This window comes from Halomarina rubra (assembly GCF_023699475.1).
Taxonomy (GTDB): domain Archaea; phylum Halobacteriota; class Halobacteria; order Halobacteriales; family Haloarculaceae; genus Halomarina; species Halomarina rubra.
The window spans coordinates 122,109-141,660 of the sequence record NZ_JALXFV010000007.1; the positions used below are offsets into that span (position 1 = coordinate 122,109).

Here is a 19,552-nt window from a genome sequence, read left to right on the forward strand (position 1 = left end):
TAACAGCAATGATCGTCTGCTCGTAGACGTCATCCCATTGAGTGACTCCCCCGTACTGTCTGTGAGCGCTGTGTCGTCTCTCGCGCCCGCTCGGTACTCGATTCGGTGGCCGATTCGGCGATGAGGAATGACCTCACTTCGCCATTGGAGTAGACGAGGTTGACTCCCGGTTGCCGATCGAGACTCTCGAATCCATCAGCAGTGTACCGAAGACCGTTCCAGAGTCCTTCTTCTCGGGCGATGTCCGCGGTCGTGACGATGAGATACCGAGAATCTCCGTAGTATTGGGCCAACTGCCCCCGATTGAAGACTTCTGTGGGGACTTGACTACCACGTAGCGGGGCATCCTCTGCTGCACCCCCAATCTGTCCGTACAGTCCATCGAAGCTTCGGCCCGGACCGTTTCGAATCCCGACGTACCGGTAGTCAGCTCCGTGACTGACCGCGAAATCATAGCCCTGAAGTTCGGTTTGGCTCACGTCCTGTGTCGGCTGGTAGATGTACGGCGACGCGAAGTACACCGGTACAGAGAGTAGCACGAAAAGGACAAGTACGGCTCCGATTCCAACTGCGACCGTCTGAGTTGAGAAGCGCTGAGTGAGACGGTCTGCGCCGTAGACAATTGCGACCCCGCCGAGTACGGTCACCAACATCACGATCAACCCGATCTGGCGGTAGTGTTGCCTCGTCACTCCCGAGAGGAAATAGAGCAAGAACAGCGCTCCAAGCGGGAACGCGGCCGCGGCGATGTACTGGCTGAATGCTTCGTCGTTTGCACTCGTAAGCTGCCAATCACGCATCGAGAGCGCGACGAACGCTGCGGCGAACACCATCATCACCGCCGTGATTAAGAATATCTTGATGAACAGTTCCTCGATACTTCCACCCACCTGGAGCAGCGACGTACTCTGGTGGGCGATGTCGTCACCTGGTGTCGCCCGGCCCGTGAGGAGGCGACTGATGACCGCCTCGAATGCACCAGTCGCACGGACGTGGCGCGGGAGCCAGTAAAGGACGAGCGCTCCGAGTAACAGTGTCTGTGCGTACAATGGATTGTGGTTTCGGGCGATGTGGTCCGGTGCAAGGCGAGTCAGGACAAGTCCTACCGTGGAGATAGTGAGGAACAACAACAGCAGGCTCACCCCTTGTTGTGGGTGGACAAACACGAACCCGACAGTGGTGAACGCAAGCGCGACACCCCAAGCGCTTGCACGTGCCCACGGCTTCTCGTCGGCGACTGGGAGGCGCATGTATCGGAACAGGAGATACAGTACGAACGGCAGGAGCAAGATTGCCTGTGTCGTCGGATGCGACATCAGGTGGACGCTGATGTTGTTGACGGGAAGCAACATGAGCGCGCAGAACAGTCCGACGGGAATCGTCCACAGACGGTCGGTGAACTGACGCATGCACATCGGGACGAAGATGAATGGGACGATGGCGTAGACAAAGACCATCAGCATCACTGCCTGTCGAGAGGAGATGCCCGCACTTTCACCGATGAATATCGCAACGAGGTGTGAAGCAGGGTACATGAACTCGAGGGGGTCCAGGCGCCCTGCGATGATGTCTTTCACCCACCCGAGGTGTGTGAGTGAGTCCCCAGACCCGAAGAAGTAGTACCCTCGCAACAACGGGAGTCCAACGAGTGCCATTCCCACCATCACCCCCAGTCCCACCGATGCCGTCCTGAGTGTGGGTGAAAGCCCGGGATGGAGCGACAGGCCGGCAGAGACGAACAGCGCGAACACGAGCGTGACCCAAAACGCGATTGGGGTCTCAGCGTATATTGACAACTCGTAGCCGTTTGCAGGGTTCTGATAGGCACTCCACATCCCCGCTGCGAGCGCGAAGAATCCCACAGCGAGTGTGAGCTTAGCGAACAGTACTTGACGGCGTTCGACGGTCCAGTTTCGAAGTTCGGGTCGATTTTTATTGAGTATCGTAGTCATTGATGTGCTGGTTTGTTGATTACTCCACGTAGCCGAGGCCACGCAAGCGGTCCTCAACGATATCGTGTTTTCCGGTCGCACTGCTTGTTTTGCGGTCGGTCTGGTACGACCGAACCCTCGGTGATTCTACGGACGGCATGGAACCGTCCACGAATATTTCTGAGAGAACGCGTCCGTCCGACGCCTCGGGAATCGGTTCTTGAAGGCCGTGAAGAATCGTCGGAGCGACGTCAACGACGGTTGCCCCGTCGGGCGACGCCCCGGGCGCGATGTCTGGCCCCCTGGCGAGGAACACCCCTTCTGGGCGGTGGTTAGCGACGACGGGTGTGTGGTCGTCGACTACCTCATCAGCAAGGCGCGTGCTCACCATGTAGCCTGCTTCTGGTTCGACGACGACGTCCGGGGCATCTGGATCGTCTGGGAAGAGGTCTGCTCCGTCGTGGACCACTATTGGTGCGGTGTCCCTTCCAGGTACCCGCAGCCCGCGTAGTGCACTCATCACCTCCGTTTTCACCTTCTTGACGTCGGTGGGTTCGACAATTCCCGATTCGAATCGGTGGGTGTCGTTGACGTAGATGCTCCCGAGGCCGTGAAGGAACGCCCGTGTTTGGCTGAAGTCGACGTCGTAGACGCTATGGGTGCCGGGCACTTGCTTCGCGACCGAATCGACGAGGTCGCGAGGAAGGCGTTTTGCCAGTGCTTGGACATCGAGGCCGGTTGCTGCGGCGGTATCGACAACGCGCGAGCGGGTGATGCCAAGTGAGGACAGCAGCGACTGACTCCGATCGGGCTTACGTTTCGTGAGAAGTCCGTGGTTGGCGAGTACCCGATTGACGTAGACTGACGACGAAACAGGTCCGAAGCCGTGGTCAGAGACAACGTAAAGGGCGCTCTCTCGCTCATCACAGTAGTCAATGACCTCGCCGAGAATGTCGTCGAGATAGTGGTAATGTTCGAGCAACCGCTCGTCATCCCAGACGCGGTGTTGGAGTCGGTCCGGTGCGACGTACACAAAAAAGAACAGTCGCCACTCCGGGGTCTCCATGAGGTGCCGCATCAACTCACGCCGTGTCTCGACCAAAGAGTGGATGTCCCGGACGAGGCGGTCGTCATCATCGTACTCGTCCCACTGAAGTTCGATGGTGTAGTCGTCAATACGGTCGAGAATCTCGTCACCGAGTGCTGGTGGTTCGGTGAACCCGGAGTTGACATTGGGAGTCATCATTCCCGAGACCATCTTCCCGTCGATGGTCTCCGGTGGATATGTCATCGGGACGTTGGCGACGACTGCTGGCGAGAGCAGGTTCCACAGCGCTGGTTGCCGCCGGTCCGTTTGGTTGTACGCGCGTTTCGACCGGTTAGCTCGGAGTTTGTAGAACTCGTAGATTCCGTGGCTATCGGCCCAACAGCCAGTCGAAATTGATGGCCAGGCGATTGGCGTGTTCGCGGGAACCGTACTCTTGAGTGGTCCTGCTGCGCCGTCCTCTATGAGTTGAGCGAAGTTTGGGAGTTCTCCCGCTTGAGACCATTGTTCGATGAGATCCCAGGGTACTCCATCGAGGCCAAGGACAAAGGCCCGAGACGCCTGTTGTTTACGAACGCGGCCCTTTTCACTCACGCTTAGACCCTCCGTATCGACCGGTTGCCGTTACGACTCGTCTCATCACAACCCTCGGGACAGTCCGACGAATGGTCGGTCAGTATCGTACTCATGTGTAGACTCTCCGTCTGTACGGCAGAGTGCCCGCACCGTGCTTTGTTAGCCACGCATTGACAGAAAAGCGACAATTCTCAGGTGATGCTGAAAATCTGGTGTTCTAGCCTATCATGGATGAAACGGTAGCTAATCGACACTGTGGCCGGAAGTGCTCCGAAAAACTCACAACTGACCTCTGAAACACCGAAATATCGTCGTTTGATGGCTTGGATTGAGATGTTGGATTAGCTACGGGCCGTAGTAAACCCTGATGTGATTGGTCGTATGCGTTGGTTTCGTCCCGAACCGGCAGAATGATGTGTTACTTTCATGTTTAGGGGCGGCACCAGTCGACACTTGGCCTCCTCGTTATGAATTCGGGGTTTTTCGCCATACTCCCCTTTCAGGGTGAGTGACCGCTTCACTGGCTTGTATCGGGAACCGAGAATCACGCTCCACATTACTTACCATAGAAACATCATATCAGACTTCGAGTCGCGAGGACTCTCGACAGATCCAGTTGCTGACTCGGTCTGTCCTGTGTCCGCTCGCGCCGATTATCATGAATCGATACGCTATCCCCGATGTCTGCACAGACGACCAATTTGGGTGCCGAACCGTTCGCGAACGACACTTTTGTGGCGGTGACGCCGGAACTCCGTGATGTTGTACGAGAAATCCGTTGGCGTCGTCGTTCCAGCGTACAACGAGGAGCCGTTCATCGGTGAGGTCATAGAAACGATGCCGCCGTACGTAGACCGCATCTACGTCGTCGACGATGCTTCGACCGACGACACGTGGAACGAGATAATATCACGGTCTGACCACGCCGTCACGTCGAACGACCCTGTTGACTTCATGGAACCGACGATTGGACGTGTTGTCGGCATCCGTCACGAACAAAACCGTGGCGTCGGTGGTGCGATAAAAACGGGGTACAAGCACGCCCTTACCGACGAAATCGACGTGACGGCCGTGATGGGTGGTGACGGACAAATGAACCCTGACTACCTAACGAAGTTGTTGGACCCAATCGTTGGGGGCTACGCCGAGTACACGAAGGCGAACCGACTCTATGGGAAAGACTCTCATCAGGGGATGTCCCGCTGGCGACTGTTCGGCAACATCGTCCTCTCTGGTCTCACCCGAATTACGAGTGGGTATTGGAATCTCTCCGACCCACAGAACGGGTACACCGCCATCTCACTCCCCGCGCTGGAGGCCATCGACATCGACTCGATGTACGAGTACTACGGGTACTGTAACGACCTACTCGTCAAGCTGAACGTCAACGGAATGCGTGTGGCTGATGTTCCCGTACCTGCTGTCTACGGTGACGAAGAGAGTAGCATCTCGTATCCTGAGTACATCGTTCGGGTTTCGGGGATGCTGTTTCGGAACTTCCTCTGGCGGCTCCGCATGAGGTACGTCGACGGTTGGGTACATCCAGTCGTCGTGTGTTACGTACTCGGCGGGCTGTTACTGCTTCAAATACCAGTCGCACTAATCGACTTCGACTGGCTCGAACAGTCGCTCATATTGAGTGGCCTGGGGCTCACACTCCTGGGACTCGGGGCATACTTCGATAAGGAAGCAAATCGCCGATTGTGGGTGACGTTCGATGCGTGAACACCGTCTCCCAAGACAGGTCCCAGAACAGACCTCACGACGGGAAGCAGCTGCGGTGACGACGACGCGCGACCCAGTGTCTGTCCGTGTCCTGTTCGACATCGGTCATCCCGCACACGTTCACCTGTTCCGTCACGCGATTAATGCCCTCAATGCACGGGGTCACCAGACGGTCGTCACCTCTCGTGACAAGGAATGTACCCGCGAATTGCTCGACGCGTACGGCATCGAGCACCGAGAACTCACGTCGATGGGGTCTGGGACGACTGGCCTCGCGCGCGAGTGGGTCCTACGGACTGGTCGGCTCCTCGCGACGGCTCGGCGATTTGACCCCGATGTCGTCGTCGGTGTTCTTAACCCAGCCGTCGCACAGGTCGGGTCGGTACTCGATTGCCGGAGCGTCATCTACAACGACAGCGAGGCCTCCCGCGTTGCGGGATGGTTGACCCACCCGTTCGCAGACGTCGTCTGTACTCCTGCAGCGTTTGACCGTTCGCTCGGGACCAAACAGGTCCGGTATGACGGCTATCACGAACTGGCGTATCTCCATCCGAGTCGATTCAATGCCCGTGAAGTTGACCTTCAGACGTATGGGGTCAACCCCACCGAACCGTATTCAGTCGTTAGGTTCGTCGCCTGGGGGGCCCATCACGACGTCTCTCACCACGGGTTGTCACCAGCTGGGAAGCGAGAACTTGTTGAGAAACTGGCTGAGCACGGTGCGGTGTACATCTCGAGTGAGGGACCACTTCCCGCCGACCTCGAACGACACCGAGTACCGGTACCGCCAGCGTGGTTCCACCACCTGGTAGCGAACGCGAACCTGTACGTGGGCGACTCCGGAACGGTCGCGACCGAAGCGGCGTTACTGGGGACGCCTGCCATTCGAGTGGCTTCGTACGCAGGGAGTACAGACGACATGAGCAACTTCGTCGAGTTACAGCAGCGATACCGCTTGCTCTACTCAACGGCAGACGAGACGGACGCGCTGAAGACTGCCGGTAGACTCGCAGGCGATTCGTCTGCTCGGACCAGATGGCGGCGACGACGGACGAAACTACTTGCAGAAAAAGTGGACGTGACTGAACACATGATCAATCTAATCATTGACGAAGGAGAGAACAATGCTCGGTGAGTATGAGTTCGCACTCTGTCTCACACACGATGTCGACCGAACCCGGGAGGGTCTCCGAGGGCTGTACTATGGCGCTCGCGACCGGGATATCTCCCGGTTCGCGTCAGTACTGCCCGGGCGGAACACGTACTGGCAGTTCGACACGATAATGAACCTCGAAGCGTCGCTCGGCGTCCGCTCGGCGTTCTACTTCCTCGTTGAGAAAGACCTCTTCACGGATTTCCCGGTCCGAGAATGGCTGAGACCGAACAATTGGGTATTGTATCGTGGTCGGTACGATGTGAATTCCGATGCCGTCGCCGATACCGTCAGACAACTCGACGATGGTGGATGGGAGGTCGGAGTTCACGGGTCATACCGATCGTTCGCTGACCTGAAGCGCTTCCGTTACGAGAAATCAGTCGTTGAGGCGATTGTCGGCCACGAGATCGTCGGTGGCAGACAGCACTATCTGAACCTCTCCATCCCGGAGACGTGGCAGCACCACGCCGAGGTGGGACTTCGATACGATACGACGCTTGGTTCGAGTACGGGATACGGTTTCGACCACGGATACGGGCTCGTGAGGCCGTTCGACGGCTTCGTCGTCTTTCCACTGACGCTGATGGATATCACGTTGCCTAACGTCTCGAACGACTACGACCACGCTTGGCGTGAATGTGAGCGATTGCTCGAAGAGGCCCGTGAAAACGATGCTGTGATGACCGTCGATTGGCATCAACGGTGTTTCAGCGACATCGCGTTCCCACGCTACGGTGAACTCTACCGACGAATCATCGAACGTGCATTAGAGATGGGGGCGTGGGTGGGTCCCCCCGGAGAGCTCTATAGGACGCTCAGTGACGACCCCGAATTGCTTGATGCCTTGACCTCTCCGGTCGGTCCTGCTGTGTCGCCCGACATTCCCCCTCGGTCGTAAGGTCGAACCTCGGGTGACGGCGGGTCTCGACACTCTGTAGGTTGGGGTTGTCAATAGCCTCATCCACCGGTTAACTCTGTCTGTACACCATTTCGACCGTCCCAAAATGGTGACGACTGCCTGTCAGCGCCAAACTGCGTGGTCGTACGAGCCGTCGTCTTCGGAACTTCTGCATTGTCGAACGGACTAGTTGAATGAATACGGCACTCATGTCATCTGGAAGTAAATAACCGCTGTATAGATGAGTATTGACTGTAGCTTCCCAACTACAATGGCCTCGATAGTCTTCTGGTGGCACATATGGAGGTCGAATCGATTAGCATCGACGAGTGGGCATCGGAACGGTCATCGTCCGAGGTCAGCGTCTTTCACCGTCCAGAGACGCTCCGTGTCATCGACCGGCACGTGAGCGGTGATATCGACATATTCGCGGGATACAACGGGGACCGACTCGTTGGTGTGTTTCCCGTCAATACGCGGAACAATGCCGTCGGGTCTATCGTCACGTCTCCACCGCCCGGCCTTGGTCTTCCTCATCAAGGGCCTATCCTATTGCCAGCAAGTCCGAAACAGCGGAAACGCGAGAAGCTCAATCAGACGTTTACGGCAGCCGTGCTCGAGCGACTCAGCACTGAATCTAGTTTCTCACTGCTTCGTGCGATCTGTCTCCCCGAACACACCGACCCTCGTCCGTTCCAGTGGGAAGGACTTGATGTCGAAACGCGATTCACGTATCGGCTCGATGTCGGCGACCGAACAGCCGACGAAGTGAAACAGGGGTTCAGTCGAAGTCTCAGGCGAGAAATCGGAGCAGCCACTGAGGAACCGATAACCGTAGATACTGAGGGCATCGACGGTGCACGACTCATCTACGAGGACTGTGCGGAGCGATACGCTGAACAGGACCGCACCTACTCATTGACGTGGTCGTTTGTTCGCGACCTCCTCGTCTCCCTTGGCGATCACACACGGGTGTTCGTCAGTCGGGGACCGGATGACGAGTATCTGGGAGGTATTATCGTCATTTACAGCGACACTACGGCGTACTTCTGGCAGGGGGGTGTCCGTCACACTTTCGGAGATGCGACGACTAACAGTTTCCTCCATTGGGAGATTATCAGCGACCTGCTGGAGAATCCAGAGTACGAACACATCACACAGTACGACCTCTTCGGTGCGAACACGGCCCGACTCTGTGAGTACAAATCGAAGTTCGGTGGACAACTCGTCCCGTACTATGTCGTCGAGTCGGCCGGTCCGGGGATGACTGTCGCCAAGTCTGCGTACGGCCTCGTTGGTCGACTCGGAACGCTCGCGGAGAACGAGTGGTCGAACCGGACAGCGAGTGAGTCCGACTGATGTCGACGATGCAGTCAGTCTGGGGCATAAGTCAACGACTCGGCCTCGCACCAGCGTTGTCGGGGGTTTACTGGCGGGTCAAACTTGCCGCCTCATGGTGGCGGTATCGAACGTGCGTCTGCGACGTGGAGGCTACGTTCAAAACGACGACGAAGTCTGAGTACCTCCGGGCTTCGACGCTCCTCGGAGAAACGGCACTCGTTGAGGCGTTCGTCACCGAACTGGAACCGGCCGATGTCGTGTGGGACATCGGTGCCTGTGTCGGGACGTACGCGTGTCTCGCTGCGACAGTTGTCACTGAAGGGCACGTAGTCGCATTCGAACCGGAACCGACCAACGCCCTCCGACTCGAAGAGAATCTTGCGGGCAACAGCCCGAGCCACCGCTGGACGGTGCTCCCTGTCGCACTTGCGGAACGCGACCAGAGTGCGAAACTCGAAAGAGGAGTAGTCGAACCGGGGAGTGGCCACCATTTCTTGTCACCTCTTGACGAAGGACTTCCAATTCGGGCCCGTCGCGGCGAATCGCTCGTTGCCAACGGGACTCCGGCTCCGACCGTGCTGAAGATTGATGTTCAGGGGGCGGAACTCGATGTGCTCAGGGGACTGGGCACGACTCTTGACACAGTCCAGAGGATCTATGCGGAGCTGCACGTCGAGAAGACGGCTCGCTATGGAACGAGCGCTGATGAGGTCGAAGAGTTCCTCATTGAACAAGGGTTTACCATCATGCACCTCGGGGAACCAACGTACAACCGCAACGGAGTCTACCACGTCGCGGCGACTCGATAGAGAGAGTTATCCTCCCTCTCGTCTCTTGAGACGGTCGTCTCTCGGGTCTTTATTCGGAGGCGGTGATGACGAAAGCCCACCGTACTTCCTGAGAGATTGGTTGGATGTGCCTTGGCTGGTCGGCGGGCCGGATTGTCCAGTAGCCGCGCACTCGTTCTCTTCGTGACGAATCGTCTCGGGAGTCGACCGGTGTACGACTGCCCTTCACGATAGGCACGGACGCATCTATGGCGCAACGAACGCCGATGTTTATCCCCTGACACGCTCACCAACCCGAATGATGTCTAACGAACAACAGTTCTCGGCGCTTGTTCTGGACGGGCAGGCACAGAACGCACTCGCCCTCGCTCGCAGTCTAAACAAGATGGGTGTCACAGTGACTGCTGGGGGCAACTCCCGCTACCTCCCGGCGATGCTCTCGAAGTCGACCGGCGATTCGTACGTCTATCCCAACGAGCGACAGGATTACCATGCGTTCGTCGATGACCTCGAGAGGCATCTTCGAGAGAACGATTACGACGCGGTCTTCTGTGTCACGGACTTGATGACTACGATTCTCTCTGAGAACAAAGAACTGCTGGAGGCGACTGGGACTGCCATCGGTGTCGAAGAGTGGCAGACCCACCAATCGGCGAACGACAAAGGGCTGCTGTTCGAGGCGGCTGCCGACATCGATGTTCCGACACCCTGGACAGTCTCCCCCGGTACGATCGACGATATCGACGACATCACCGACGAGCGAAGTACATCGGTCGTCGTCAAGCCACGCCGGACGACGATGCACGTCGGAGGACGGGGGTACTCCAGTCGACTTTCCGGTGAGAACTATGTCTCGATGGACGAGGACCTGGCCGCTCGATACCGGGGCTTGGTCGGTGACAGCCCTGCGTTCGAACGGTATCCTCCAATCGTTCAGGAGTTCATCGACGGTGTTGAGACAATGGCGACGGTTGGACTAGCTGTTGAGGGGGAACTCCTCATGCACTTCCAGCACAAGAAATTCCGGGTCTACCCCCCGTCTGGCGGTATCGGTGCAGTCCGTCAGGGGACGTGGGAACCGAAGATGCGCGAGTACACTGAACGAGTTGTCGAGATGTTGGGCTGGACTGGTCCCTTGCACGTGGAGTGGATGAAGACTGCCGACGAGGATTTCTATCTCCTCGAGGTCAACGGTCGGTACTGGGGCTCGCTCGCGCTCACAATCAACAGTGGCGTTGATATCCCTAGATACCACTTCCAGCACCTGACCGGTGAGCCACTACGTATCGAAGACAACCACGGCTACCGCACAGACGTCCGTCAGCGCAAGTTATTCTACACTGATATCCTCTGGCTCCGTGAGAACCTCTCGAATGGGAACTACTCGGCGCTGGTTCCGTTCACTACGTCGTTCTTTACTACTCGTGAGGAGTTTCTCTCGCTCTCAGACCCCTTACCGCTTCTCGGCGTTCTTCCTCGGACGCGAAACGTGCTTCTGGGTGGGGGTGTTCGGTGACGACCCCTGCCCCCCAAGCAATCGAACCATTCCCGGCGAGAGATGCGAGACGAAACAACGCGGTATAGTGGGCGAACTGCTGTCGGTTCATGACGGTGGACTTGGTATCTGTGGGTATCTCTCTGTAAAGAAACGGACCCCGTGAGTCTCAGTTGACAAAATTTGGTATGGTATGCGTTTATGAACTGGCTTCGGGAATCCACGCTCAACAGTGAACCTGCTCCAACGTTGTTAGCAATCTATAGCGGGCAGTTTGTTAATGAATACGCCAAATACCCGGTTTTATAACAGCTGACTTCATAAGGGAGTGGCTGCTAGCCTCGACTATGACTGGGCCTCCTGGGGGATCGGAACCGAACGAGGGAGACGCGGAACCTCTGCCTTCCCCTCAACAAAGTCGGGATGCCGAGGCGTCAAACTCATCGGGAGGTGATCGGACCTCTGCTGAACTCGCCGTTCCGGAGATGGACTGCGCCTCGTGCGCGAGCAAGGTCGAGACGAGCGTCCGGAAACTCGATGGTATCGACTCCGTCGACCCACGGGTGATGAGCGGACGCCTCCTCGTCGCCTACGACGACACGAAGACTAATGCGGACGCAATCGCCGACCGTGTCGAACGGGCCGGGTACGACGTTGAGTCACGTTCTGGTGCCCGAACCGAGCGGTTCTCCGTCCCGGAGATGGACTGCGCCTCGTGTGCGGGGAAAGTCGAGAACGCGCTCGGTAGGGTCGGTGGTGTGAACAACTACGAGACACGCCCGACGAACGGGACGGTCGACGTGACGTTCGACGAAGCGTCGGTCTCGCGACGCGAGGTGGTTGAGGCCATCCGAGGGGCGGGCTACGAGGTAACGAACGCTGACGAGGAGTCCGGGGACGGTAACGGACACTCTCATGACGTCCCCGGCAGTGAGAGCGTTTGGCGTAGTCGACGAGCTATCAAGACATGGCTAAGTGGTGTGCTAGTCGTGTTCGGGTTGCTGTTCGAATTCGTTCTCGACGGAAGCAACGTCCCCGTCGCCAGTGTACTCGGTCAGGGCCTCTTGCTGGCGGATGTGCTGTTTCTCGTCGCCGTCGCTGTCGGTGGGCAGGCAATCCTCAAAAACGGGTACTACTCCGCTCGGAATCTGAATCTGGACATCGACCTGCTGATGAGCAGTGCGATCATTGGTGCGCTCGTCGCAAGCCTCGGATTCGGCGCGGCGCTGTACCTCGAGGCCGCGACACTCGCGTTCCTGTTCAGTGTCGCGGAGTTGCTCGAACGTTACTCGATGGACAAGACACGAAACTCCTTGCAAGAGCTGATGGACCTGTCGCCGGACGAGGCGACGGTTCGGCGTGATGGTCGAGAGCAAACCGTTCCGGTCGACGATGTCCAGGTCGGCGAAGTGGTGCTCGTCCGTCCCGGGGAGAAAATCCCGATGGATGGTGCGGTCGTCGACGGTGAAAGCGCGGTCAACCAAGCACCTATCACGGGCGAGTCGGTCCCAGTCGACAAGACGACTGGCGACGAGGTCTATGCGGGGACCGTCAACGAGGGGGGCTACCTCGAAGTGGAGGTGACGAGCGATGCGAGCGACAATACCATCGCACGGGTCGTCTCGATGGTCGAGGACGCCCAGTTGAATAAGACCGACCGCGAGCAGTTCGTCGAGCGGTTCGCGAATTACTACACACCGGTCGTGGTGGCTGTCGCGCTGGCCGCGATGGTTGTTCCACCGCTCGCGTTCGAGGCGAGTTGGACGACGTGGTTCGTCCGTGGATTGACGCTTATCGTCCTTGCGTGCCCGTGTGCGTTCGTCATCTCAACCCCTGTCTCCGTCGTGTCGGGTATCACCAGCGCCGCAAAGAACGGCGTCCTCATCAAAGGGGGCAACCACCTCGAAGCGATGGGCGAGGCCGACGCCATTGCGCTCGATAAGACGGGGACGCTCACTAAAGGCGAACTCGTCGTCACCGACGTCGTCCCGTTGAACGGCAACAGCGAGGAAGACGTGCTTCGCTGTGCCCGTGGACTCGAAACGCGCTCGGAACACCCCATCGGTGAGGCGATTGTGGCGCAAGCAGACGGTCGCGATGTCACAAAGCGGGAGGTCAGTGACTTCGAGAGTCTCACCGGGAAGGGCGTTCGGGCAGACCTCGATGGGATCCCACACTTTGCAGGAAAGCCAGGACTGTTCGAAGAACTCGGCTTCGACCTCTCGCACGTCCACGCCACCACAGACGGTGGACGGATTACGGCGATGTCTCAGCAACTCTGTGAGCGCAACGATTGTCTCGACCTGCTAGAGGAGATGGTCCCCCGGCTCCAGTCGGAGGGCAAGACCGTCGTCTTGGTCGGGACGGACGACGAACTTGAGGGTGTCATCGCCGTCGCCGACGAGGTTCGGCCCGACGCGGCCGCGATGGTCGAGCGACTCCACAAATTGGGCGTCGAGCACGTCGTGATGCTCACCGGTGACAACCAGCGGACGGCGAACGCTATCGGCAAGCAGGTTGGTGTCGACGACGTTCGTGCTGAGCTCCTCCCCGAAGAGAAGGTTGAGGCCATCGAGGCACTTCAGCGTGATTACGGTACCGTCGCGATGGTCGGCGATGGGATCAACGACGCCCCCGCACTCGCTACCGCCGACGTAGGTGTGGCCATGGGTGCGGCCGGCACCGACACCGCCCTAGAAACAGCCGACGTCGCGCTAATGGCCGACGACCTCTCGCGACTGCCGTATCTCTACGACCTCTCGCACCGTGCCAACGGTGTCATCCGACAGAACATCTGGGTCAGTTTAGGTGCGAAGGCAGTGCTCGCCGTCGCCGTCCCGTTCGGCCTTCCCATCTGGGCGGCCGTCCTGTTCGGTGACGCCGGGATGACCGTTGGTGTGACGGGCAACGCGATGCGCCTCTCGAACGTCAAACCGACGCTCCAAGAAGCCTAAACGCCCCGTGTCCCCCATTGCGGCCCCTCCGTGCTGACTTTCTGACAATCTACAGAATGATGATATCCATGTTTCCATATCAACAGCTATGGCCATGTTCTCAGGGGGCCAATACGACGGTCGAACAGTGATGAGAGAACTGACCTACCGTTGCTCGACTGGTGAGGAAGTGACTGAAAGCGAGATCTGGAGTCGATTCGACGATGGGTCCTGGACGCCGTACTCCTACGACACCGAAGACGGCTCCGAGTGGGTCCGAGCGGGTGACGGGTCGGTCATCAAACTCCGTCCACTTCGCTGAGTCTCCTGCCCCTGCGACCTGCGACCCTCACCCGTCGAATCCGTCCGAAGCGACCGCTGACGAAGTCGACCAACCACGTTCGACGTAGTTCGCGAGGATGTCGGCTTCGAAGTGCAGGAGTCGCCGACCGGCTTCTCCGACAGCGTCGTCCGGCGGTAGGTCGCCAGAACGATGGTGACACCGAACGTCCCCACCTCGTCGTTGACGGCGGCGACGGTCAACCCGACTCCGACGAGTGTGACTGCTCCCTTCTCGAAGAAATACTGTTCGTAGCCCGACGGGACGGCGATGGTCTGCCACCAGTCTTCACCGCGGTCTTTGAACCCGGTGATGGTCGTCACCGTCGTGTCCACGATTCCCTTCACGACGTGGCCATCGAACGACCGTCGCCAGCGAGTGGCCGTTCGACGTTCACGAAGCCTTCGGTGTTGAAAGGCGTCACGTACGTTCTCTCGACCGTCTCGGCCGAGAGTTCGGCGTCGAACAATCCCGCACTGACCACTCGCCGTCAAACAGTCACAGTCCGCTCCGACGTTGTCTCCGAGTTGGAGGTCGTCCGTCTCACACTCGATGCGGGCGGTACCATCGTCGCCCGTGCGCTCTGTCGTTCGAGCACCCCGTATCGACCTGACGATTCCTGTGCGCATCTACACTGACGGACCGAGAACCGAACGATAAGCAGTCCCCATTACGAGTCGCATACTGAATTTGTTATATTTCCAAGCAGTTCGGTCATGGTCCGTCAGAGACCCATCTTTCGGCAGGATTCGAACCGGTCGTCGGTGAGGTAGACGCCGTCACCTCGCACTTCGAGGTCGATTGGACGGAGCGACTGGCCCTGACACGGGCCACGGGTGCAATAGCCGTTATCACAGTTGAACCGTGCGCCGTGGTTGTCACAGACGAGTTGACCACCGATGACGAACGCACCCATCCCCTTATCGATGCGTACGTCGGGTTCATGAGCACAGGAGTTCTCCCAAGCGACAACGGAGTCACCCTGACGCTGAACGATGCCTTCGACACCACGGCGACCGGCGAGCGCTTCGAACCGGAGCGTGGTGTTCGAGGGGATGTCGTCAAGTGTCGTTAGATACGTTGGGTCCGTTGTCGAATCTGTCGGGTCAGCGGTCCCGTTCGAGGCGGTCGCATCGGTTTCTGACTCATCCACGGACCGGCCCTTCGCGCTGACGTCGAACCGGAACGCCACGCCGTCTAGTTCGACCGCCCCTTCGTCGTCGTACAGTCGGACCGACCGCTCGTCGTCGTCCGTCTCGAGCGTCACTCTGACTGGGTCGCCCATCGAGTGAGATTGACGGCTTCCCAAGGGATAAGGAGTCGCGTTGCCCGGCCACCTGCCCGGCCGTCGATTCACTCGGGCCGGACGACGGTGTGTTCGAGCTTCCCGATCTCCTCCGCACCGAGGCGGACGGTGTCGCCCGGTTCGAGCCAGCGCCCGAGTTCCAGCCCACAGCCCCGACCCACCGTTCCGCTCCCGACGACGTCGCCTGGGTACAGCGTCTCGTGACGCGAGATGTACGCCAGCAGTTCGGGGAACGTGTGGTACATCTCGCCGGGCGTCCCCTCCGACCACGTCTCGCCGTTCACCTCGGCGGTGAGCGTGATGCTCGCGATGTCGACGGCGTCGGCGGTGACGAGGTACGGCCCGAACCCGTTGGCGAAGTCCTTGCCCTTCGTCGGGCCGAGACGGCCCTGCATCTCCTTGCCCTGGATGTCGCGAGCGCTGAAGTCGTTGAACACGGTGTAGCCGGCGATGTAGTCGCTGGCCTCCTCGGCGTCGAGGTCCCGCCCCTCCCGACCGACGACGGCCGCGAGTTCGAGTTCGTAGTCCAGGCTCTCGGTGTAGCTCGGCCACTCGACCTCCTCGCCGGGGTGGACGACGGACTCCGGGTTGCCCTTGTAGTAGACGGGCAGTTCGTACCAGACGTCGGGGACCTCGCCGCCGAGGCTATTCTTCACGTGCTCCTCGTAGGCCATGCAGTCCCGGAGCGTGTTGGGCCGGGGCACCGGACTCAGCAGTCTGACCTCGTCGGCGTCGTACCAGCAGCGCGCCCCGCCCGGCCCGCGCTCGTCGGCGTCGAACGCGACGAACTCGCGGGCACGGCGGGCAGCGTCCATCGCGGAGCCACCGCGTTCGAGGAACGACTGCATGTCGGTCGGTGCCTCCGTCGCGGCGAGCGCCGCCGGCGACTGACGACCTTCTGCGGCCAACGACGCGCCGTAGCCCGCGGTCACGTCGACGTACCGTGGATTCCCGTCCGTCCCGTCGTCCTCGACGACCCCCACCCGTCGCGCGGGTCCGACGTCCGTCGCCACCTCGAACGACGCGAGGCGCATCTACGCACCCCCCGTTGCATCGTTCGCGTGGTCGGCGTCGGCCGTGCTTCCGTCCTCGTCCTCGACGAACGCGACCGGCCGAACCCACCCCGCGCTCGCGCCCTCGACGACCACCGGGAAGGTTACGACCGGCACGTTCGTCCGTCGCGGGAGCGCGTTGAGGTTCGCCATCTTCTCGATCTGGCAGTACTCCACCTCGCGGCCCGCGAAGTGTGCGGGCCAGAGTTCGGACTCGTCCTCGCCGTCGGCCCACCGCCGACCCATCTCGGCGAACGGCTTGTCGAATCCGTAGGCGTCGGTTCCGACGACCTTGATTCCCTGTTCGACGAGGTGTTTCGTCGCGGCCGCACCCATCCCGGGGAACGCCGAGAGGTACTCCGGCGTGCCCCAGAGGTCGTCCGCACCGGTTTCGATGAATACCAGTTCGCCCGCCGAGAGCTCGTGGTCGAGGGCCGCGAGCTGCTCGTCGATCTCCTCGAGAGTAATCTCGCCGCCCACCTCCTTCCACGTGAAGTCGAGGACGACGGCGTCACCACAGCACCACTCCAGTGGCACCTCGTCGACGGTCTTCGCTGGCTCGCCGTCGACCTCGGGGCCGTAGTGCCACGGCGCGTCGAGGTGCGTCCCGGTGTGCGGGATGGCTGTCACCTCCTCCCAGGCGAGGCCCTGCCCGTCGGGGAAGTCCTCGCCCTCGACGCCGTCGACGCCGGCCGCCGCGAGGTTGCTCGCGAGCAGGTCCGCACCGGCCTCGTGGTCGAAGTACTCGACCTGAGCGGGCCACGGCTCGCTGACCGCGTCTGGTTCGATACCGATGCTGAGGTCGACCGGAGTGACGTTCGCGAACGAGAACATGTGTTCCGGGGAGTCCGTCACGGCGGACCACGATGAGTGTTCGGTCGGTGACGGGTGATAGCCGCGGACAACGGGCGGTCACTGCCTGCGAAACGAGTGGGCTTTGTACTCGATGGGCGACCCCGAAATCGATGGACGCCCCGACCCTGCGAGCGATCGACTGCATCCTCTACACCGTCCCCGAGACCGATTTCGACGACGCGAAAGCGCAGTACGAGGACGTGCTGGGACTCGACCGCATCTGGGAACGCGACGGACAGGTCGGCTACAGACTCCCCGCTCACGACGACGGAGTCGCCGAAATCGTGCTCTCGACGGACACCGACGTCCCCGACGGTCTGGTCCACTACCTTGTCGACGACGTCGAGCGGGCGACCGACTACTACGCCGACCGGGGGTACGAGGTCGTCGACGGCCCGTTCGACGTCGGTGTCGGCACTGTCGCGACCGTCCGCAACGAGTGGGGCCACGAGTTCGAACTCATCAGCTTCGCGTGATGGTGCGAACTCGCGTCGGTCTCCTCAGACGCGACGGGTCAGGCCGCGTCGGAGCGTGCCCGCGACCGTCGAGAGCGCCTCCGAGCGGCCACCCAGGTCGTCGGCGAGGTGGCCGAGCCTGCGAGCAGTGCCGCTGAGGAACAGCGAGTCGTCGTCGAGCGCGAGCGAGAGGTCGTGTTCGACGGCCGCATCGACGACCGCCGTTCGCGTTTCGTCCGCGAGGTCGCTGACGAGGAAGGTGAGCGTCGTCCCGTCGGCCGGCGCGCCAGCGTCGTCGACCGTCTCCCGGACCGAGAAGTGGCGTTCGACCTCACGAAGCGAGACGTCGGTGAGTTCGACGGCGCGGGCGTCGCGGGTCGACTCGACGACTCGGTCGTCGCCCAGCGCGTGGGCGATGGCGACCACGTCGACGGTGTCCGCGATATCGTGGGTCCGAACGACGTTCGCCCCGCGTTCGACCTCCATCGTCGCCGCGGCGAGACTGACGGGCAGTTGGTCTTCGGTGTCCGGTCGGTCGGCGATGTCCCCGAGGAAGTCCTCGCGGTTCGTCGCGGTGAGGATGGGCCGGCCGAACGCGCGGAACTCGCGCATCCGGCGGAACAGCTCCCAGTTGTCCTCGTACGTCCGGTCGTCGTACCAGCCGCCGAACGCGGGGTCGATGATGGTCTTGTCGGTGAACCCCTCGCGTTCGAGCGCCTCGAAGACGGCGTCGATGTCCTTCAGGTGGCCCGGACGCTTCAGGTCAGGGGGACTCGCCATCTTCACGACTGGGACGTCGTAGCGCTCACACACGTCGGGCATGTCGGGGTCGGCGAACCCACAGACGTCGTTGACGATGTCGAACCCGCCCTCGATGGCGCGCTCGGCGACCGTCGCGTAGCGGGTCTCGATGGAGAACAGCACGTCCTCGGTCTCGACGCGGTCGAGCATGTCGAGGGCGGCGTCGAGGCGGTCCAACTCGGTCTCTTCGGGGAACCAGTCGTTCTTCGGGTTGCTCGACTGGAGACCCACGTCGACGATGTCGGCTCCTTCGGGGACCATCACCTCGTCGACGTACTCGGCGGCCTCAGCGGCCACGCCGTGGACGCTCGGGGTGTAGTTCGACTCGACGCTCATATTCAGTACGCCCATCACGCGCGGTGGGTGGCCCTCTCCGATGGCCAGCCCGGAGGCATCGACAACTCGCACAGGCGACGTTAGCGAGCGCGGTCCAAAGCCTCTCCGAATCCGGCCACTGTGCGGTGGTCTCGGCGGTTCGTCACAACCCGAGTGGCACGGGTCGGTCGAGTCGCAACTCACCGTCGACGCTCTCGACCGTCAGCGTCGGCCAGTCGCCGGTCGCGCTCAGCGTCTCGACGCCCTTGGCGGTGACGAGGTGGGTCCCCTCGCTCTTCGCGCCCTGTACCGTCGGGTTCCACGCGTACCCCATCGGCAGTCGGACCGGCGTGTCGTCGCCGGGCGAGGCGAACCACTCCCGACCGGCGAACCCAGTCGCGCCGCCCTGGTGGTGGTGTCGCCACTCCCCGTCGTGGCCGACCGCGGCGTACGCCTCCCGTATCGTCTCGAAGACGTCGCCCGCGGTGCCGCCGGTCCGTCCCACACGCCGGGTCGCCGCAAGCGCCGACACCTCGACGC

General features: G+C 60.5%; 15 protein-coding genes and 1 pseudogene. 8 read left to right on the top strand and 8 right to left on the bottom strand.

Annotated features, from left to right (window positions below):
• Nucleotides 1-29: 29 nt before the first annotated feature.
• Nucleotides 30-1,952, bottom strand: a complete 1,923-nt coding sequence (locus tag M1L36_RS13395) for a hypothetical protein (RefSeq protein ID WP_250874261.1) — start codon at nucleotides 1,950-1,952, stop codon at nucleotides 30-32.
• Between the two features lie 19 nt (nucleotides 1,953-1,971).
• Nucleotides 1,972-3,570 (bottom strand): alkaline phosphatase family protein, encoded by a 1,599-nt coding sequence (locus M1L36_RS13400; protein WP_250874262.1) that lies wholly within the window; start codon nucleotides 3,568-3,570, stop codon nucleotides 1,972-1,974.
• Between the two features lie 741 nt (nucleotides 3,571-4,311).
• On the opposite strand from M1L36_RS13400, the gene M1L36_RS13405 reads away from it, so the two are divergent.
• From M1L36_RS13405 to M1L36_RS13435, 7 genes are all read left to right on the top strand, one after another.
• Nucleotides 4,312-5,277 (top strand): glycosyltransferase family 2 protein, encoded by a 966-nt coding sequence (locus M1L36_RS13405; RefSeq protein WP_250874263.1) that lies wholly within the window; start codon nucleotides 4,312-4,314, stop codon nucleotides 5,275-5,277.
• 55 nt (nucleotides 5,278-5,332) lie between these two features.
• Nucleotides 5,333-6,412: a DUF354 domain-containing protein gene (locus M1L36_RS13410; RefSeq protein ID WP_250874264.1), complete on the top strand. Its 1,080-nt coding sequence runs from the start codon at nucleotides 5,333-5,335 to the stop codon at nucleotides 6,410-6,412.
• Nucleotides 6,402-7,331, top strand: a complete 930-nt coding sequence (locus M1L36_RS13415) for a polysaccharide deacetylase family protein (RefSeq protein ID WP_250874265.1) — start codon at nucleotides 6,402-6,404, stop codon at nucleotides 7,329-7,331. The genes M1L36_RS13410 and M1L36_RS13415 overlap by 11 nt, the downstream gene beginning before the upstream one ends.
• Nucleotides 7,332-7,631: 300 nt before the next feature.
• On the top strand, nucleotides 7,632-8,690 hold the full coding sequence (locus M1L36_RS13420; protein WP_250874266.1) for a GNAT family N-acetyltransferase: 1,059 nt from the start codon (nucleotides 7,632-7,634) through the stop codon (nucleotides 8,688-8,690).
• The gene (locus M1L36_RS13425) at nucleotides 8,690-9,481 is read left to right on the top strand and encodes an FkbM family methyltransferase (RefSeq protein WP_250874267.1); all 792 of its coding nucleotides are present in this window, start codon (nucleotides 8,690-8,692) and stop codon (nucleotides 9,479-9,481) included. Before M1L36_RS13420 ends, M1L36_RS13425 begins: the two co-directional genes overlap by 1 nt.
• Nucleotides 9,482-9,758: 277 nt before the next feature.
• Nucleotides 9,759-10,976 carry a carboxylate--amine ligase gene (locus M1L36_RS13430; protein WP_250874268.1) on the top strand — a complete coding sequence of 406 codons (1,218 nt, stop codon included), beginning with the start codon at nucleotides 9,759-9,761 and terminating at the stop codon, nucleotides 10,974-10,976.
• 326 nt (nucleotides 10,977-11,302) lie between these two features.
• A complete protein-coding gene (locus M1L36_RS13435; protein WP_369694240.1) occupies nucleotides 11,303-13,909 on the top strand; it encodes a heavy metal translocating P-type ATPase in 2,607 nt (868 codons plus the stop codon).
• Nucleotides 13,910-14,134: 225 nt separating this feature from the next.
• On the opposite strand, the gene M1L36_RS21630 is transcribed toward M1L36_RS13435, so the two are convergent.
• From M1L36_RS21630 to M1L36_RS13455, 4 genes are all read right to left on the bottom strand, one after another.
• The gene (locus M1L36_RS21630) at nucleotides 14,135-14,575 is read right to left on the bottom strand and encodes a hypothetical protein (protein WP_250874269.1); all 441 of its coding nucleotides are present in this window, start codon (nucleotides 14,573-14,575) and stop codon (nucleotides 14,135-14,137) included.
• Between the two features lie 377 nt (nucleotides 14,576-14,952).
• Nucleotides 14,953-15,513 carry a Rieske (2Fe-2S) protein gene (locus M1L36_RS13445; protein WP_250874270.1) on the bottom strand — a complete coding sequence of 187 codons (561 nt, stop codon included), beginning with the start codon at nucleotides 15,511-15,513 and terminating at the stop codon, nucleotides 14,953-14,955.
• A 68-nt stretch (nucleotides 15,514-15,581) separates the two neighbouring features.
• Nucleotides 15,582-16,568 carry a fumarylacetoacetate hydrolase family protein gene (locus M1L36_RS13450; RefSeq protein ID WP_250874271.1) on the bottom strand — a complete coding sequence of 329 codons (987 nt, stop codon included), beginning with the start codon at nucleotides 16,566-16,568 and terminating at the stop codon, nucleotides 15,582-15,584.
• Entirely contained in the window at nucleotides 16,569-17,420 is an 852-nt protein-coding gene (locus M1L36_RS13455; RefSeq protein WP_305794535.1) for a cyclase family protein, read from the bottom strand. It lies immediately after the preceding gene.
• A 131-nt stretch (nucleotides 17,421-17,551) separates the two neighbouring features.
• Between M1L36_RS13455 and M1L36_RS13460 the strand changes: the two genes are divergently transcribed.
• Nucleotides 17,552-17,917 (top strand): VOC family protein, encoded by a 366-nt coding sequence (locus M1L36_RS13460; protein WP_250874273.1) that lies wholly within the window; start codon nucleotides 17,552-17,554, stop codon nucleotides 17,915-17,917.
• A 24-nt stretch (nucleotides 17,918-17,941) separates the two neighbouring features.
• On the opposite strand, the gene M1L36_RS13465 is transcribed toward M1L36_RS13460, so the two are convergent.
• Both M1L36_RS13465 and M1L36_RS13470 read right to left on the bottom strand, forming a co-directional pair.
• On the bottom strand, nucleotides 17,942-19,105 hold the full coding sequence (locus tag M1L36_RS13465; protein WP_369694241.1) for a dihydropteroate synthase: 1,164 nt from the start codon (nucleotides 19,103-19,105) through the stop codon (nucleotides 17,942-17,944).
• Nucleotides 19,106-19,175: 70 nt separating this feature from the next.
• Nucleotides 19,176-19,552 (bottom strand): annotated as a pseudogene (locus tag M1L36_RS13470) (M24 family metallopeptidase); the annotation flags it as partial.

Bases quoted from the DNA above. Each gene is read 5' to 3' on its own strand.
- M1L36_RS13395 (WP_250874261.1), bottom strand. From the start codon at position 1,952: ATGACTACGATACTCAATAAAAATCGACCCGAACTTCGAAACTGGACC.
- M1L36_RS13405 (WP_250874263.1), top strand. From the start codon at position 4,312: ATGTTGTACGAGAAATCCGTTGGCGTCGTCGTTCCAGCGTACAACGAG.
- M1L36_RS13415 (WP_250874265.1), top strand. From the start codon at position 6,402: ATGCTCGGTGAGTATGAGTTCGCACTCTGTCTCACACACGATGTCGAC.
- M1L36_RS13420 (WP_250874266.1), top strand. From the start codon at position 7,632: ATGGAGGTCGAATCGATTAGCATCGACGAGTGGGCATCGGAACGGTCA.
- M1L36_RS13425 (WP_250874267.1), top strand. From the start codon at position 8,690: ATGTCGACGATGCAGTCAGTCTGGGGCATAAGTCAACGACTCGGCCTC.
- M1L36_RS13430 (WP_250874268.1), top strand. From the start codon at position 9,759: ATGATGTCTAACGAACAACAGTTCTCGGCGCTTGTTCTGGACGGGCAG.
- M1L36_RS13435 (WP_369694240.1), top strand. From the start codon at position 11,303: ATGACTGGGCCTCCTGGGGGATCGGAACCGAACGAGGGAGACGCGGAA.
- M1L36_RS13445 (WP_250874270.1), bottom strand. From the start codon at position 15,513: ATGGGCGACCCAGTCAGAGTGACGCTCGAGACGGACGACGACGAGCGG.
- M1L36_RS13450 (WP_250874271.1), bottom strand. From the start codon at position 16,568: ATGCGCCTCGCGTCGTTCGAGGTGGCGACGGACGTCGGACCCGCGCGA.
- M1L36_RS13455 (WP_305794535.1), bottom strand. From the start codon at position 17,420: ATGTTCTCGTTCGCGAACGTCACTCCGGTCGACCTCAGCATCGGTATC.
- M1L36_RS13460 (WP_250874273.1), top strand. From the start codon at position 17,552: ATGGACGCCCCGACCCTGCGAGCGATCGACTGCATCCTCTACACCGTC.